The sequence below is a fragment of the Spirulina subsalsa FACHB-351 genome, assembly GCF_026130165.1.
GTDB classification, from domain to species: Bacteria; Cyanobacteriota; Cyanobacteriia; order Cyanobacteriales; family Spirulinaceae; genus Spirulina_A; species Spirulina_A subsalsa_A.
The window spans coordinates 24983-40959 of record NZ_JAIHOM010000002.1 but is presented as its reverse complement, the minus strand read 5'-3'; the positions used below and the strand labels follow the sequence as shown (position 1 = coordinate 40959).

At 48.6% G+C, this 15977-nt stretch carries 17 protein-coding genes; 9 read left to right on the top strand and 8 right to left on the bottom strand.

The features are described 5' to 3' along the window. Window positions 1-53: 53 nt before the first annotated feature. Genes K4A83_RS00660 through K4A83_RS00640 form a run of 5 tightly spaced genes read right to left on the bottom strand, consistent with a single transcriptional unit; the run spans window position 54 to window position 3283 of the window. Window positions 54-344, bottom strand: a complete 291-nt coding sequence (locus K4A83_RS00660) for a DUF3288 family protein (protein WP_265262443.1) — start codon at window positions 342-344, stop codon at window positions 54-56. Further along, on the bottom strand, window positions 341-1492 hold the full coding sequence (locus K4A83_RS00655; protein ID WP_265262442.1) for a WD40 repeat domain-containing protein: 1152 nt from the start codon (window positions 1490-1492) through the stop codon (window positions 341-343). The genes K4A83_RS00660 and K4A83_RS00655 overlap by 4 nt, the downstream gene beginning before the upstream one ends. Further along, window positions 1489-1941 (bottom strand): heavy metal-responsive transcriptional regulator, encoded by a 453-nt coding sequence (locus K4A83_RS00650; protein ID WP_265262441.1) that lies wholly within the window; start codon window positions 1939-1941, stop codon window positions 1489-1491. Before K4A83_RS00650 ends, K4A83_RS00655 begins: the two co-directional genes overlap by 4 nt. A gap of 25 nt (window positions 1942-1966) precedes the next feature. Further along, window positions 1967-3043, bottom strand: a complete 1077-nt coding sequence (locus K4A83_RS00645; RefSeq protein ID WP_265262440.1) for a glycosyl transferase — start codon at window positions 3041-3043, stop codon at window positions 1967-1969. A 12-nt stretch (window positions 3044-3055) separates the two neighbouring features. After that, on the bottom strand, window positions 3056-3283 hold the full coding sequence (locus tag K4A83_RS00640; protein WP_265262439.1) for a hypothetical protein: 228 nt from the start codon (window positions 3281-3283) through the stop codon (window positions 3056-3058). Between the two features lie 169 nt (window positions 3284-3452). On the opposite strand from K4A83_RS00640, the gene K4A83_RS00635 reads away from it, so the two are divergent. Next, complete coding sequence (locus K4A83_RS00635) at window positions 3453-4289, top strand: ABC transporter permease subunit (protein ID WP_265262438.1); 837 nt, start codon at window positions 3453-3455, stop codon at window positions 4287-4289. 233 nt (window positions 4290-4522) lie between these two features. On the opposite strand, the gene miaE is transcribed toward K4A83_RS00635, so the two are convergent. Continuing rightward, the gene (gene miaE, locus K4A83_RS00630; protein WP_265262437.1) at window positions 4523-5122 is read right to left on the bottom strand and encodes a tRNA-(ms[2]io[6]A)-hydroxylase; all 600 of its coding nucleotides are present in this window, start codon (window positions 5120-5122) and stop codon (window positions 4523-4525) included. 518 nt (window positions 5123-5640) lie between these two features. Between miaE and K4A83_RS00625 the strand changes: the two genes are divergently transcribed. Next, on the top strand, window positions 5641-6384 hold the full coding sequence (locus K4A83_RS00625; protein WP_265262436.1) for a metallophosphoesterase family protein: 744 nt from the start codon (window positions 5641-5643) through the stop codon (window positions 6382-6384). A 19-nt stretch (window positions 6385-6403) separates the two neighbouring features. Beyond that, window positions 6404-8443, top strand: coding sequence for an elongation factor G (fusA, locus tag K4A83_RS00620; protein WP_265262435.1), 2040 nt, complete (start codon window positions 6404-6406; stop codon window positions 8441-8443). Window positions 8444-8520: 77 nt separating this feature from the next. On the opposite strand, the gene K4A83_RS00615 is transcribed toward fusA, so the two are convergent. Then, complete coding sequence (locus tag K4A83_RS00615) at window positions 8521-8694, bottom strand: 50S ribosomal protein L32 (protein ID WP_265262434.1); 174 nt, start codon at window positions 8692-8694, stop codon at window positions 8521-8523. Between the two features lie 469 nt (window positions 8695-9163). Here K4A83_RS00615 and K4A83_RS00610 point away from each other — a divergent pair, with 469 nt between their 5' ends. The 4 genes from K4A83_RS00610 to K4A83_RS00595 all read left to right on the top strand — a co-directional run bounded on the left by K4A83_RS00610 (window position 9164) and on the right by K4A83_RS00595 (window position 12646). Further along, window positions 9164-9781 carry a DUF3120 domain-containing protein gene (locus tag K4A83_RS00610; protein ID WP_407809768.1) on the top strand — a complete coding sequence of 206 codons (618 nt, stop codon included), beginning with the start codon at window positions 9164-9166 and terminating at the stop codon, window positions 9779-9781. 118 nt (window positions 9782-9899) lie between these two features. Further along, entirely contained in the window at window positions 9900-10901 is a 1002-nt protein-coding gene (locus tag K4A83_RS00605) for an adenylate/guanylate cyclase domain-containing protein (RefSeq protein WP_265262432.1), read from the top strand. Window positions 10902-10926: 25 nt separating this feature from the next. After that, window positions 10927-11241 (top strand): (2Fe-2S) ferredoxin domain-containing protein, encoded by a 315-nt coding sequence (locus K4A83_RS00600; protein ID WP_265262431.1) that lies wholly within the window; start codon window positions 10927-10929, stop codon window positions 11239-11241. Between the two features lie 169 nt (window positions 11242-11410). Then, window positions 11411-12646, top strand: a complete 1236-nt coding sequence (locus tag K4A83_RS00595) for an ABC transporter substrate-binding protein (RefSeq protein WP_265262430.1) — start codon at window positions 11411-11413, stop codon at window positions 12644-12646. On the opposite strand, the gene K4A83_RS00590 is transcribed toward K4A83_RS00595, so the two are convergent. Further along, entirely contained in the window at window positions 12556-13434 is an 879-nt protein-coding gene (locus tag K4A83_RS00590; protein ID WP_265262429.1) for an energy-coupling factor transporter transmembrane component T family protein, read from the bottom strand. The two genes, K4A83_RS00595 and K4A83_RS00590, sit on opposite strands and share 91 nt — an antisense overlap. A 219-nt stretch (window positions 13435-13653) precedes the next feature. Here K4A83_RS00590 and K4A83_RS00585 point away from each other — a divergent pair, with 219 nt between their 5' ends. Together K4A83_RS00585 and K4A83_RS00580 are read left to right on the top strand one after the other, a co-directional pair. Further along, window positions 13654-14169, top strand: coding sequence for a DUF1499 domain-containing protein (locus K4A83_RS00585; protein ID WP_265262428.1), 516 nt, complete (start codon window positions 13654-13656; stop codon window positions 14167-14169). Window positions 14170-14253: 84 nt separating this feature from the next. Then, a complete protein-coding gene (locus tag K4A83_RS00580) occupies window positions 14254-15813 on the top strand; it encodes a rhomboid family intramembrane serine protease (RefSeq protein WP_265262427.1) in 1560 nt (519 codons plus the stop codon). Window positions 15814-15977: the final 164 nt, after the last annotated feature.

Genomic DNA, 15977 nt, shown 5'->3' with positions numbered 1-15977 from the left:
TCTCCTTCTTCTAATGTAGGCGATCAGGCGCGAATGAAGGCCCCATTAACCCACTAACTCCAATCCTGTATATCTTCCCCACTCTTGGTTCTGCGGTAAATTTGACCCTGTTGGTGAATGGCACGGGTGAGAGTAAATAATTCCTCAACGGTCAGATTCCATTGAGCGAGAATGGCTTGTAAATCCTGTTGAATTTGTCGAGCGCCGGGGAAGTTGTCATAACGAATGTAGAGACGCGCTAGTTCAACTAGATTGTAGTCGCTGCGTCCTTCTTGGGTGATGGTTTCTAAAATGGCGCGATCGCGATGTTCTTGGGGATGTTGTTGATCAAGACCTTGAGTCATGGTTTCGGGGGGATCACATTCTGGAGTTCATCCTGAGTGGGTAGAGCCTCATCCTCATCGGGCAGTAGCAGAGGAGTCCTAACGGGGGGACGAGTGGGGGGAGCTTCAGGCGGAAGCGCCACCGTCCAGACCTTAATCAATTTATCATAGCCCCCCGTAGCCAACTGACTCCCATCTCGACTAAAAGCAAGAGTCCCCACCCAATCCTGATGACCCACTAAATGATTGACTAACTCCCCCGTCTCCAAGTCCCAAAGTCTCACCCCATCGATACTAGAACTCGCGGCCAAAGTTCCGGAGGGGTGAAGGGCGATCGCAGAAACAGCCCCCTGATGACCCGACAAACTATACAGCAAATTCCCCGTCGTCACATCCCACACCCGCACCATTTGATCCTGTCCCCCCGTCACCAACTTTGACCCATCGGCAGTAAACCCCAAACTCGTCACCTGTGCCGTATGAGCCGGAAACATCCCCATCTGTTCCCCCGTGCGTAAATTCCAGAACCGCACCTCCCCCTGTCCCCCTCCACTAGCCAAAACATAACCATTGGGATGGACTTGTAGTGCAAAGGCAGGCTGAAAGCGCACCAACGTATAAAGCGGGCGTTTCGTCATCAAATCCCAGACCCGAATTCCATCGAGTCCCCCACTCACCAACACCCGACTATCGGGAGTCACCGCCAAACTTAGGACATTAGTCCTATGCTCTAACACAATCCGCTCATAGTCCCCCCGTCGCTCATCCCACTGCCAGAAATTAATCCCCGAATCATCCCCCCCACTAATTAAATACTGACCATTGGGACTAAAAACCAAACTTAAAACCCGCATTCGTTGGGCGCGCACATCATCCACTTGTCGTTCCCTCGGTAGCCACCACACCCGAATATGGGAATCATTTAAACTCCCCCCACTAATCAACATCTGACCATCCAGATTAAAGGTCAGGGAGGAAACAGGCGCATTGTGACCCCTTAAAACCCTTGTGACTTCCGCATTTCGCCATTGAACAACCGCCAAAGACCCATCAGAGCGAGCATTACTTTCCCGGACGACGGAGGGAGTTTGTGCCGAAATCTTGGGAACATGACCACCCAGATTTAAGAACAATAGGGTGAGGGGAATCAAAGCAACAGCAAATCTCATGGGTCTTGCAGATTAGGGCAAATCGTTTGTTCAAGTTGACTGGGAGGCGGTTGGTCTTGCCAACCTGAGAGAATCCCCTGAAGTTCCGTTTTCAGCAATTCCAGGGCGGCTATTTGCTGATTAATGGTGTCTAGTTTAGCCAACAAACGATCCTTAACGACACCACAGGGTAATTTTCCTTGATCATGAACCTCCAGAATTTCCTGAATCGAGCTTAAGCTTAACCCCAAGGACTTGGCTCGTCGAATAAAGGCGAGGCGATTAAAAATGGTGGGATCAAATAAACGATAGCCATTTTTAGACCGTTGGACGACCGGAGTTAAAAGACCGTGGTCTTCATAGTAGCGAATCGTTTTCACCGACAAGCCACTTGTTTGGGCGACTTGACCAATTTTAAGTAAGGTTTTGGAGGGTAGGGTGTGGCCTTGAACTGTTTCAACTTTGCTCATTGTGGAAACGCTAGAGGATCAATATTCACCCCAAATAGTCCACCACGTTCTGAGCAATCGTTTCCGTGCCGTTGGTGGGTAAAGGGGTTGAACTTTTGGGGGGAATTAAGGGTTGGCGGAGAAATTCCCAAGTTCCTTGGAAAAAGGCATCAGAATCAATAATTTGATGAAAAGCGTATTGTTGCAAGCCTTCCATTAATAACTGAGACTCCGCAAATCCAGTGCGGGTAATAGTAGCAATGGGTGTTCCCACACATAAGGCCTCGGAAAAGGTACTATAACCGGGTTTAGATACTACTCGCCCACAAAGAGGCATAAAATCTACAGGACGGTATTGATTATCTGTCACCTTAACAATATTGTCCCAATCGGGGGCATTAGCATCAAAGGTGATAAATTGCCAGTCGGGGAAGTCTTGTAACTTGGGGTAGGGAATGGTTTGCAGGCCTAACCCCCCAAAAGAGAGTAGAATAGTGCGATCGCGAGGTTGAACAAGGTGGAAAATCTGGCGAATGGTTTCGGGGGTGTACCGGGTTGTCCCTCCGGTGAGTCCTACATCGGTAATCTGACTAAAGGCGGACATAGTTTCATGGAACGGGAGACGAAAAAGGCGATCGCACTGACTGTAACAATCCCGCATCCAATCCGCAATCCGATTAAACTCCCCCCCCCAATCCCGATAAATATAATCCCAGCCAAAATTACTCATCATCCAACAAGGCACCCCCGCCATCTTAGCAATAGGAGCCGCCAACGGAGGAACATCCGCCAACACCAACCCCACCCCATTGGTGCGGATAAAATCCACCTCCCCGGCAATAATCCGGTGTTGGGAGTCCTGAATTTCCCGCAATTTCGCTAGCGTCGCCTCCCGGTCCATCGTCAAACTATCCACCTGAATCACCCCCACATCCAAACCCCGAACACGCTGGATAAAATCCCCGTGGATGTAAGAATAGAGAAGCCAATGGGGAGCCGTCGTCACCAAAACCAGCAAAATCTCGGGATTCAGCCGTTGAATCGCCCCGGCAACAGAAGCGGCACGCACCGCATGGCCAAAACCGTGATTGGTGATTGCAATATAAAGAGTAGGTCGCGTCATTCCAATATTGTGTTAAAACTGTTGAGGCCGCTTAAAATAAAACACCTGTGAGTTTTTCTCCAACCCCGTTGAGACAGAGACTAACTCCCAACCCTGTTCTCCCAGATAGTTTAAAGTGCCGACGACAGATTTCCCCTGTAAAACCTTCACTAACTCCTGATCCTCTGCTTCGACTGTGATTCGCAAAGGAGTCAAGGGAAAGATCGTTTCTTGAATGACCAGATATTCCCATTTTTGCATTGGATTTCCGCTCAAAATTGAGTAGCGCAGTTGACCCACACCTGTCCGGTAATTAATTATCAACGATTTGTCCCAACCGGATCAATGGTTTTTGGCGGGGGGACTGATAACTCCCCCAAACCCCCTCGTGGGATAAAATGGGATGCGCAACCTTTAACCCAACCGCCCTATGTCCCTTGCTCTGTTCTGGATTGAAGTACAGAAACTCCTGAAACGTCGCCTCTTCCTGATTTTATTGGGTTTAATGTTGGGGCTAGAATTGCTGCTCTTTTTCGGTGGGGCGTTATTATTCAATGTCCTGGGAAATCCCCAGATGCTCAAAGCCAGTTTAACCTTTCCGGGTGGCTTATCCCTTGGTATTGCCCTGTCCAGCAACTTAGGGGGCTTATTCCTCCTCATCTTAGCGGCCGATGTGGCGAATTCAGAATATCAATGGCGCACCTTACACCTTTATCTCAGTCAGGGAATTAGTCGCGTGATGTTGGTGAGCGTCCGCATTTTAGCCTTAATTGTCCCGGCGCTGTTGTTTGTTCTTGCTCCTTTGCTGTTGGCGGTTGTCTCTACGCTGATTTTAACGCCCCTTTTGGGCGGATCTTTTGATCTAGCGGCGATTCAGTGGGGGAGTTTCTGGGTGAATGTTGCCCGCACCGTTCTTTATCTAGTGCCGTTTAGTACCTTTGCGTTTATGTTGGGGGTTCTGACTCGTTCTATGGCTGTTACTATTATCTTCTCCTTGCTCTATGTGTTTATCGCAGAACCTGTCCTTAAGAGTATGGGGGATTTTTTTGGTCAGAGGTTAGGAGAAATTACTCCCTATTTACCCTTTCAGTTAACTAATGCGCTGTTAGGTCAAGGGGGTGAAGGTGTCATGATTGCCCCGGATGAGAGTATTATCCCAGTGATGGCACTAGATCCCAATATTGCGGGCTTTGGGGTGTTGGTTTGGGTTGGTTTTTTTTGGCTGTTATCCCTTGTGGTGTTGCTGCAACAGGATTTAACGACGTGAGGTTAAGGCAAGAGTGGTTAGGGTGTTGGGAATCGGGAATAGGGAATTGATAATTGATATTAGAAACCGGGTTTTTGCTAGGGTGTATCGAGAAAACTAGACAATGAACGCAACCCGGTTTCTGGCTAAAGTTAGTCAATGACATTACACCCGACTCCTGACCTCCCCTGCTCCCCTGCTCCCCCGCTCCCCCGCTCCCCCGCTCCCCAACTCCCTAAGTTATTCAGCAAGCCCTAACTGTGAATTCTCGGTTCTGGGTGTAGGGTGGCTAGAATTTGGCTTTCTGCGGCGGCTAACTCTTCTAAACGAGCCATCACCACGGGGCGTTCAAAGTAATGATCGGCTAAGACCCAATAAATGCCGTAATGACGGGCTTCTGAAGCCATAAGGCCTTGATAAAAACGGGCTAGTTCAGGCTCGGGACAATGTTGGGCGAGGAGTCCTAAACGCTCGTGGGAACGGGCTTCAATCAGGCTAGAGAGCAGGAGTAGGTCTAAACAACGTTGGGGTTCGTTATGCCGGGCGAGGGCTTTGAGGGCGGCTCCGTAGGGGGGAGCATTGAGGGGAGCTAGGGGGATGCCTCGACGATCTAACCATTGATTGACCAGTTCAAAGTGTTCTAGTTCTTCTTGGGCGATCGCCGTCAGTTGACGAACTAACCTCGCATAGGAGGGATAGCGGAACATTAAATTTAAGGCCGCAGAGGCGGCTTTTCGCTCACAGTGGGAGTGATCGAGGAGAATGATATCTAAATTCGCGATCGCCTGTTCAATCCATGCCTCTTGGGTCGGCTGTTGCAGGATCTTCATTTTCGGAACAGTTGTTTCTAACATACATATTTGCAGATAACTTCGGAAGTCTGGAATCCGGGGATTGTCGGGAGTTGGGGAATTAAGAATTATTGCCTATTCCCTTGTTGAGTCTAGCGTTGGGCAGACCCTAAACAACGGTACTAACAGCAAGACAAAGGGCTGGACTGGTCATCCGCGACCGATACCTATTATTCCTATTCTCCCAAAAATTCCGGACTCCCAGAACCCAAAAACAAGTTAGATTAGAGAAATACAGTTAAAATTAACCCAAAACACAACCGGAAAATTACGGAGTGGGTTTGTTGTTAAAACTAATATGCCTCACTGGAGAGTGCTTCTCAGTTATCCCGCTTTGACTTCTTCGAGTTTACCCGATCTCGCGGCCTGAATCGAGTCACTCCAGAGTTAAGGGATTCAATTCAAAGGGAGTCAACTAAACGGAGTCAACTTAACTGTGGGGGCGCAGATCGTTATCGACATCGACTCGGATCAGAGTCTAGTCGTTATCCAATTGCACAAAGTTATACAGAAAATTAATTATGCCACGTCGAATTTTTATCGGGGATGTTCATGGTCATTTCGATGCGTTGATGATGTTGTTTGAGGCGATCGCACCCGGAGACAGTGATCAAGTCTATTTTGTGGGTGACTTAGTAGATCGCGGCCCCAAAAGCGCTCAAGTGGTTGACTTTGTGATGAATAGCCCCCATCAGTCCATCTTAGGCAACCATGAACTGATGTTACTCGAAGCCGTCACCAATAGTCGAGCGCCTGAACATTTCCGCCAAGCGTGGTTATACAGTGGAGGACATTCCACCATCCAAAGTTACGGCAATAATGGCATCCCTTGGACTCATTTAGAGTGGATGCAAACCCTCCCCACCCATTTGGATCTCGGAGATATTTGGTTAGTCCATGCAGGAGTTGACCCGAAACTCCCCCTTGAAAAACACACCTCCGAACAATTTTGCTGGATTCGCGAAGAGTTTCACAGCATGGTTCAACCCTATTTTCCCGATAAATTAATCATTAGCGGCCATACTATCACCTTTACTATTCCGGGGGTCATGCCCGGTCGTTTAGCCCAAGGAGAAGGCTGGTTAGATATTGATACGGGCGCTTACCATCGTCAAAGTGGGTGGTTAACGGCCGTCGATATGACCCAGCGTAAAGTTTATCAAGTCAATACCCGGCAGAAACGCCTCCGTACCTCCACCTTAGATGAACTCATTACCCATGTAAATCCTCAAAGGATTACGTCGCGGCGAATGATGATGTATTAATTCTGAACGATTACCCATCATGTTTCCTCTTAATAAAATTCGCAATATTGGGATTTCTGCTCATATTGACTCAGGAAAAACCACCATTAGTGAGCGGATTCTCTTCTACACTGGCAAAATTCATAAAATGGGGGAGGTGAAAGGACATGGCGACACCACCGCCACCATGGACTATATGCCCCTCGAAATTAGCAAGGGCATTACCATTACTTCAGCCGCCACCAGTTGTCTCTGGCAAGACCATCAAATTAACTTAATTGATACTCCCGGTCATGTGGATTTTACCATTGAAGTTGAACGAGCTTTGCGGGTTCTCGATGGGGGGATTATGGTACTTTGTGGGGTGGCTGGGGTGCAATCACAATCCATTACGGTGGATCGGCAAATGAAACGTTATAACGTCCCTCGAATTGCCTTTATTAATAAAATGGATCGGGTGGGTGCAAATGTTTTTCGCGTGGTACAAGCTCTGATTGATAAGCTACATTTGAATGCTTTTTTATTGCAATATCCCATCGGTTCTGAAGGAGACTTTCAGGGGGTCATTGATTTAATTGAAATGCAAGCCCATTATTATGGGGGAGAGCATGGGGAAGACTGGCAAAAAGAGCCAATTCCTGACCCTTTACAAGAACTCGCCCAAGCCGCACGGGAAAACTTATTAGATCGTCTTTCGTTTTATTCGGAAACGATGACGGAGTATTTATTAAATGAACAACCCATTCCTTGTGAGTTAATTTGGGACACTTTGCGTCAGGCTACCTTAAGGCGGGAAATTGTTCCGGTTTTGTGTGGATCGGCCTATAAAAATAAAGGGGTGCAGAATTTATTAGAGGCTGTGAATCGCTATCTCCCTTCACCTTGCGATCGCACCTCCATCACTGCCACCGACGTAGAAACCGAACAAAGCCTTGAGATTCCCCCGAATCCAGAGGCCCCCCTTGTCGCCCATGTCTTCAAACTCACCGATGACGAATATGGACAACTCACCTATATCCGTCTCTACTCCGGCACCATCCACAAAGGCAAAGGCTACCTCAACAGCCGCACCCAGCACCATGTCCGAGTGAGCCGTATTGTGCGCATCCACGCTGACGAACGCCAAGATGTTGAATCGGCCAGCGCGGGGGATATCGTGGCTTTATTGGGCATAAATTGCGCCTCTGGGGACACATTATGTGGGGAGGGGATTAATGTATCTCTCGAAGGAATGTATATCCCCGATCCCGTGATTACCCTGTCCATTACCCCCCACTCCCAAGACGATGCCGTGCGCTTAGAAAAAGCCCTCCGGCGCTTTAGTCATGAAGATCCTACCTTTAAGGTGAATCAAGATCCTGAGTCGGGCAAAATCTTGATTTCCGGGATGGGAGAACTCCATCTCAACATTTATCTGGAACGGATGGAACAAGAATATAATGCTAAGGTCTACATCGGAAAACCAGCCGTTGCTTACCGAGAAACTATTACCCAAGCGTCTAGTTTTGATTACACCTTGAAAAAACAAACGGGAGGATCGGGTCAATATGCCCAGGTGATCGGTCGTTTAGAACCTTGTTCGGAAATCTTCCAATTTGAAAATCAGGTGCAGGGGGGAGAAATTCCTAAACCGTTTATCTTGGCCTGTGAAAAAGGGTTTAAAGATGCCATGAGTACCGGATTTATTCAAGGCTATCCTGTGACCGGAGTTAAGGTCATTTTACAAGGGGGATCAATCCATCCGGTAGACTCTAGTGAAAATGCCTTTCGCTTTGCCGCCAGACAGGGATTTGAGGAAGCATTTCGGGCGGCTAATCCCCAAGTTCTAGAACCAATCATGGGGGTAGAAATTGAAACGCCTAGTCAGTTTTTGGGGCGGATTCAAGGTGACTTAATGGCACGTCGCGGTGTATTATTAGGATCAGAGGTGATAGAAGACTATACCGTAGTCCGGGCAGACGTGCCGTTAGTGGAGATGTTTGGTTACTCTACAGACCTGCGTTCTTTGTCGCAGGGCATGGCGACGTTTGCAATGGAGCTATCTGGGTATCAACCGATCCCCCCAGTGGTCGGTGTGTAGTGTTTTATTTTTGTGTGAATGAAGCGTAGGGGTACGTCTTGCGACGTACCCTTTTTTTTCGCCCACGCTCAATCTAGTTATTCTTCGTCGTCGTCGTCTTTTGTTTTATAAACATAACTGTTGGATTGACCGGATAAGATGGACTTTCCTTGAGATAAGGCTTTTTGCGCTGCTAGGGCGGCTTTCCGCTTCCAAGTCGCTTTCCGTTGATTCTTTTTCCCTTTAGATGTTCGTTTCTTAGGAACTGCCATAGTGCCTCTTTTTTTTATAGTCAGCAACCTTCCATTCTACATCGTCACGGGCTGACTGCACAAGGTATGGGTGGCGGTGTTGCTCAAGGGTCGAATCCAAGGCTGACCCGTTAAGCCTTTTTTCCTCACTTCTCAAGGTTTGGCGGCTTTTTGACTCGTTCCCCCCCCGGGGGATATTTTTTTTTGCTACCATGAACGGGGGAAACCCTAAGCTTAAACCGCAAGCCGCCCTCTGCTTGGTGAGTGTTAGGAAGAATGGTCAGTGGTCTAGAGCCTTCCCCCTTTCAACCGTGAGGCGCTATATTTTTGAGTTAAGTTAAGATAAGTTACAAAAATTAAAATTACTTTGTTGAACAATCTTTGGTATTCTCTGGACTCTTCAGCCTGGGTGGCAGACTATCAGCCGTCTTCGGTCCCTTTAGAGGGGGTGCTACCGCCTCCGGATCAGCCCAAACGTCTTAGGATTTTAATGTTAGGGGCGGCGGCGTTTTTAGTGTCGGTGCCGGTGTTTTTTCAAGCGCCGTTGGTGCGGGTTTTTCCGTGGCTGAGTCTGGGTTTAACGGGGGTATGGTGGGTTTTAGCCTGGGGCCTGGGGAGGGGGCAGAAAACAGGCATTTGGGGGGATTTAATTCTGGGGTTTAGTTGGAGTTGGTTGGCGGGATCGATTTACTGGGGATGGTTTCGGGAAAACCCCTTGATTCATTTGCCCATTGAGGCGATCGCATTGCCTTGGGCCTTGTGGTGTTTGCGACAAGGTTGGGGTAGAATTGGCAATTGGTTCTATTTGGGCTCTCTCTTTGGTACCGCCATCACCGATGTTTACTTTTACCTGACGGGTTTAATCCCCTACTGGCGGCAAGTGATGAAGGTTTCACCCGATGAAGTGGGAGAGATTTTACACCGTGCGATCGCCCAGATTAATCATCCTTGGGGAATCCTCTGTGGAATGTGGTTAATTCTAGCCTTATTCAGTATTGGGGTGTGGGGTTTACAGAAACAAAATTTAGCCGGGTGGGCATTCGGCGGGGCTGTTTTAAGTACCATTGTTGTAGATGGGTTATTTTGGCTTGTGGCTTACTGTGCCTAGGGGCATCTCGATTAACTACACAGAAAGCTCTGAGCGGGGATTAATAACCCACATTGGTTAGAATTGACCTAGTGTATTTCTCTCTTGTTAACATCCATCTTCACCCCTCCTTCCCGCTATGAGTTCGGGATCTACCCCCTACCTACTGCTACAAACCTCTAGTGGGAATCGTTATCTCCCGTTAGTAGGTAAAAACAATTGGACAGTAGGCCGTAATGCTGATAGCCATTTCGTGATTCCTGACCCTTGGATATCGCGTCATCATGCTATGGTACAACGGACGGATAATGGGGAGTTTTATTTGATTGACCTTGGCAGTCGCAACGGAACCTTTGTCAATGGTCGTCGGGTGAATGTTCCGGTAACGCTGCAACACAAGGATCATATCGCCTTCGGTCAGACGGAAATGGTTTTTCATAATCTCGCCCAACAAGAGAGCATCCCCGGCAGGAATCCTAATCATGAGAATCAAGACAGTCCCACTTCAATCCTCCATGTTCGCCGTTTAATGTCGGTTTTAGTCGTGGATATTCGCGATTTTACAGTGTTAGCCCGTCAACTGGATGATAAAACCCTGTCCAACTTAATTGGAGATTGGTTTAGACAAGCGGGGGATATTCTCCGGTATTCCGGGAGTTGGGTGGATAAATACATTGGGGATGCGGTGATGGCCATTTGGTTTCATGGGGAAAGTGCGATCGCCAAAGAAGAAGTTGTGCAGATTTTCCAGGCCATTAGTGACCTCAATAAAATGACCACCGATTTAACTTCTCATTATCCCCTTCCCTTTCCCCTGCGCATTGGTGCAGGTATCAATACTGGTTATGCCATGGTGGGAAATACCGGAAGTGGCGATCGCCCAGACTATACCGCCATCGGCGACACCGTAAACACCGCCTTCCGTCTAGAATCCTGTACCAAACAAATTCAACGGGATGTTGCCCTAGGAGAAACCACCTATGGTTATTTAGACAGCATCCCTACCGCCCAACAACGCTTTAAACAGTACACCGTCCACCTCAAAGGCTATGAAATCCCCACCATTACCTATGCGTCCAGTTTTGAAGATTTAGATAACTTTCTGCTCGATAAATTGCTTTGGGATAATCAGGTTTTTTGAATGCTAATCTAGGGGGAATAGATTTATGACCACCAACCAACGTCAAATCCTGGTATGTCAATATACCACTTGTCTGGAACGGGGAGGGGCAGAGGTTTTAGCCGCTTTGCAACAGGCCGACTTACCCGAAGATGTGGAACTTGTCCCCAGTGGGTGTTTAGGACAGTGTAACCTCGGACCGAATCTGCGCCTTGTCCCCGAGGAGACATGGTATTGTCGCTTACAGCCCGAGGATATTCCTCAGATTGTGGAACAACACCTCAAGGGAGGGCAACCTGTGTCTGAGAAGCTACACCCTCGGATTCATTTCGCTTTCTTGGCCTATAGTCATCGTGAATAGGGCTTTGGGCAATAAGTCTGGGAGTGGGGAGTCGGTAATAATTCTCACTTCTCACTTCTCAGAGAAGAGAGGAGGGAGGGGGAAGTTGGGAGTCGGGAATAGGCACTCGTGCCAGTTTTCCCTAAAATCCAAAGCGTACAAGCCCTAATCAATAATTGATTATAAACTGATGAAAACAATCTCCCGTCTGATTTTACTGGTATTGGGTTTGGTGTTAGCTCTCCTGCCTGTGGCCTGTCAGGGGAATAACTGGTCACGACAGACACCCAGAGAAATTCGAGTGGGGGTAATTTTGCCCTTGACAGGGGAATTTGCCGAGAATACGGGGCAGGATGGCTTAAAGGGCGCTCAATTAGCCGTAGAGCAAATTAATGAAGCGGGAGGATTAGAAATTGAGGGCAAAAAGCGTCTGGTGGAATTGGTGGTAGAAGATGATCAAGATCGTCCTGATATAGCACTGTCGGCGGTGCGAAAATTGGCTTTTCAAGAACAGGTGGTGGCTATTGTGGGGATGCCCTTGAGTCGGATTGCGATTCCAGTGGCGGAATTTGCGGAAACTATTCCCCTACCTGTGATTACTTCTTGGTCTACCCATCCAAAAACCACAGAGGGGAAACGCTATAGTTTTCGGGCGACGGTGACGGATCGTTTTCAGGGGCGGGCGATCGCACAATTTGCCTATACCCAACTCCAAGCCCGCACAGCCGCCATTCTCTACGATGTGGCCAGTGAATATAATAAGGGTCTGGCGGAGTTCTTCACCGCCGAATTCCAAGAGTTGGGGGGGCAAGTTGTGACCTCAGAAACCTATACCACCGACACCAATCAAGATTTTACCGCCCAACTCAAGACCATTCGGGAGAGCAATCCCGATGTTCTCTTTCTGCCCAACTATAGTGTAGACCTCGCCCAACAAGCACCCCAAATCCAAGCCTTAGAACTCTCGGCCACCTTAATTGGGGGGGATACTTGGGGCAGTTTGTCCCCCATGACCCAGCAACAGTTAGAGGGGGGATTCTATAGTTTAGATTGGACTCCTCAGCCTCGCACCGAACAAGGGCGACAGTTTTTTAGGGCCTACGAGGAAAGATACCAAAAGCCGCCTAAAGTCCACGCGGCTTTAGCCTATGATGCAATGGGGTTACTTTTTGCCGCCCTAGGTGAACAAAAACAAACCGATGCCGAGGCTATTCGTCAGGGCTTAAGTCACCTCGAATATGAGGGAGTTACCGGGAGGATGCAATTTCAAGGGAGTGGAGATCCGATCAAAGAACTGACGATTTTTAAGCTAGAATCTGGTCAACCCCAGATATTTCAAACCATCCAGCCCCAAGTAAAACGAGCCCACCAAAACAAGACTAGAACACCCATTGCGATGCCATCGGCTTTTTTTAAGCGCAGTTGATGCCATTGAACGCGATGTTCATTGGGGCGGGTGAATCCGCGTACATCCATGGCGATGGCAATTTGTTCAGCCCGACGTAAGAGATTTTCTAACAACCGTTCGGCTACAATCAACCAGATTTTAAAACTTTGGCGCAGGCCTAACTTTTTCCAATTAATGGCACGGGTGCGAATAGAACGGGCTAAATTCTGCACTTCTTCTAATACTAAGGGAATAAACCGGAGGGAGAGGGTGAGGGTGAGGGCTACTTCTGTTACAGGGAGTTTAAACCGTGCCAGAGGCTGCATAATATCCTCTAATCCGGCGGTGATTTCTTCGGGGGCGGTAGTGAGCAAATATAAGGTCGTACTATAGACCAAGGTAAAAATAATTGTACTCAGACGCAGGGCTAAATCAAAGGAACGGCGAGTGACTCGTAGATTTCCCACTTCTAACAAAATGTATTGATAGGGAGTGTCGGGAATGTTCTCAAGGTCTACTGAAGGTAAACGGGCTTGATAGGTAATGGCTAGTCCATCATTCATCACACAGGTGATGGCAAAGGCCATAGTTCCGACTAATAATAACCAGCCCATTTGTTGTCGCCATGCTCGTAGGGGAATGCGGGCTGATAGGGTGAATAAAACCAAGATGACCACTAGACTCAAACGCCATTCCGAACTAGCTAAAACCGGGGTGAGTAAAAAACTCATCAGCCAAGCGAGTTTGACTCTAGGATCCAGTTGGTGTAACCAGGTAAAAGGTTGTTCGAGATATAGTCCAATGGGAAGCGATCGCAATAAATCCATCGCAAGTTAGCACAATTAGAAACACAATCATTGAAACTCCCACGGCTAAAGCGCGTGGGATTCTTTGTTCCCCGACTCTCCAAACCCCTCAAGCTATAATCCAGATGGCTTTGCCTTCCCCCTGCCCCTAGCAACCACCACTGAGACAATTAGGGTATTCTAAGGAAAGGGTATCACTCCCGCGCCCATTGTAGCAGAATTTCTCCTTTACTCCTGACTATGACCAACACTCAAACCACCCGCAAAGTCTCCCCCAGTCGTATTTTCTTAATTGCCGCCCTTGTGTTCATTCTGGGCTGGGTGGGAATGCGTCTCCTTGCCCCAGAACGCCCTACCCTCTTCGCAGGCAGCCGCCCGGCTAACTTGGGGGTAGAAGCGGGACAATTAGCCCCTTGCCCCCCCACTCCCAACTGTGTCAACAGTCAAAGCACCCTCCCCAGTCAAGCCATTCCCCCCCTCACGGTTTCGGGCAATCCTGAGCAAGCCGTACCACAAATTGAGCAAGTTGTCAAGCAAATAGACCGAACCCGTATTATTACCCGCACCGATCGTTATCTTTACGCCCAATTTAGTAGTCGGTGGATGGGATTTGTGGATGATGTAGAATTTGTCCTCAATCCGGAGCAAAAATGGGTAGATGTGCGCTCGGCCTCCCGTTTGGGAGAATCTGATTTAGGAGTAAATCGCCAACGAGTGGAAGAAATTCGCGTCAAATTGAGCGCCTTGGAATTTTAACGGTTTATAACAGTTTAGGGACTCTACCAAAACTCCTTTAAGATCCTGCTTTTTGATTAGCCACGCCATCCCTTGCCTTGGGCTATGACTCTCAATCAAATCCTGCTCTGGACAGTTTTTCTTTCCTGTTTTTCCCTGATGATTCGCACCATCTATTCCAATCAACATAGAGGGTGGAGTTTCGTCTCGGGTTCAATTTTGGGTGTCACCAGTGGCCTATTCTACCTTGCGCCTAATCTAGCGGGGATTATTGGCGGGAGTCTGTGGGCGGTCTTTCTCCTCGTGCCTCTGGTGGGTTTTGCCAAAGTCAATAAACTGATTTATCAAGAACGATACCGGGATGCGCGGCGCTTGGCGGCCTATTTACGCTGGCTGCATCCCGCCGATGGTTGGTTAGAACAGCCAATTATCTTAGAAGCCTTGGAAATGGGGCAACAGGGCAAAATGACCCAAGCTCTCAAGAATTTGCACCCCTACGAGAAGGTAGAAACTCCGATCGGGCGCAATGCTACCGCGTTGTTATTCTTGATGAGAGCGCGCTGGCAGGAGCTACTCCAGTGGATTCAACACACCATTCCTGAAAGTTTACTGATTCAAGATCCTTATTTGGTCACCTACTATTTACGCGCTTTGGGGGAAATGGGGGATCTGAATGGTTTGCTCTGGACTATAGAACGCTATGAACGCCATTTGCGCAAACAGGGGCAACCGATTCCCTTATATTTGGCTTGGCTCTTTGCCTTGGCTTTTTGTGGGCAAACGGAAGATGTGGCCTGTCTTCTGGGGAGTTCCTTGGCGACTCTCTCGCCGAAAGTCAAGACCTTTTGGCGCTTAACCGCTCAAATGGCGACAAAACCCAATCACCCCGTCCCGAATCAACTGGGGCAATTGCGGGATGATTGCCCGAATACGGTGTTAAATCATGCGATCGCCTGGCGCACCCGTCACCCCCTGGCCAATCCCCGAGAAGTCCTGACGGGGGCCTCTTGGGAAATGTTATGGCGCATTAAAACCGAAGTGCGCCAAGAAGTCCGTTATGGTCAACCCCTCTTGATTACTCCTCGTAAAGCCCACGGGACTTATATTTTAATCGCCCTCAATTGTCTAGTTTTTGCCCTCGAAATCCGCCTCGGGGGCAGTACCAACCCCCTCACCCTAGACCGCATGGGGGCGTTAATCCCCAGTCAAGTCTGGGCGGGGGAGGTATGGCGTTTGGTGGCGGCCAATTTCCTCCACTACGGCGTTCTGCACTTATTGACCAATCTGATTGGGTTATATATTCTCGGCCCCTTTGCGGAATTGCGTTTAGGGTTTGAGCGGTACTGTATCACCTACTTTGGCGCGGGAATTGGGGCTATGACGGCCTTTAGTGCGATCGCCCTGATCTTCGGCAACCCAGAACAGCGCCTCGTGGGAGCTTCGGCGGCTATTATGGGCATTTTAGGGGCCATTGTTGCCATTCTCCTGCAAGGTTGGCTGCGAGAAAAAAGCCACATCGCCGCCAAGCGCCTCTGTTGGTTTTTAGTTATTATTGCCCTACAAACTTCCTTTGATCTTTATATCCCCGAGGTGAGTTTTCTCGCCCATGCTTTAGGCTTAGGCTTTGGATTTATAATAGGCACTCTATTATTGCCTAAGCGTTAGACCCGCTCCAATTTTGACAATTTAAGCTTACGTGGGCTGGCTGAATAACTCTACTCGTGGGGCTAGGGAATGGGTAATAGGGAATAGGGAATAGGTGATAGGTAATAATTATCAATTCCCCTGCTCCCCCGCTCCCCTGCTCCCCTGCTCCCCTGCTCCCCTGC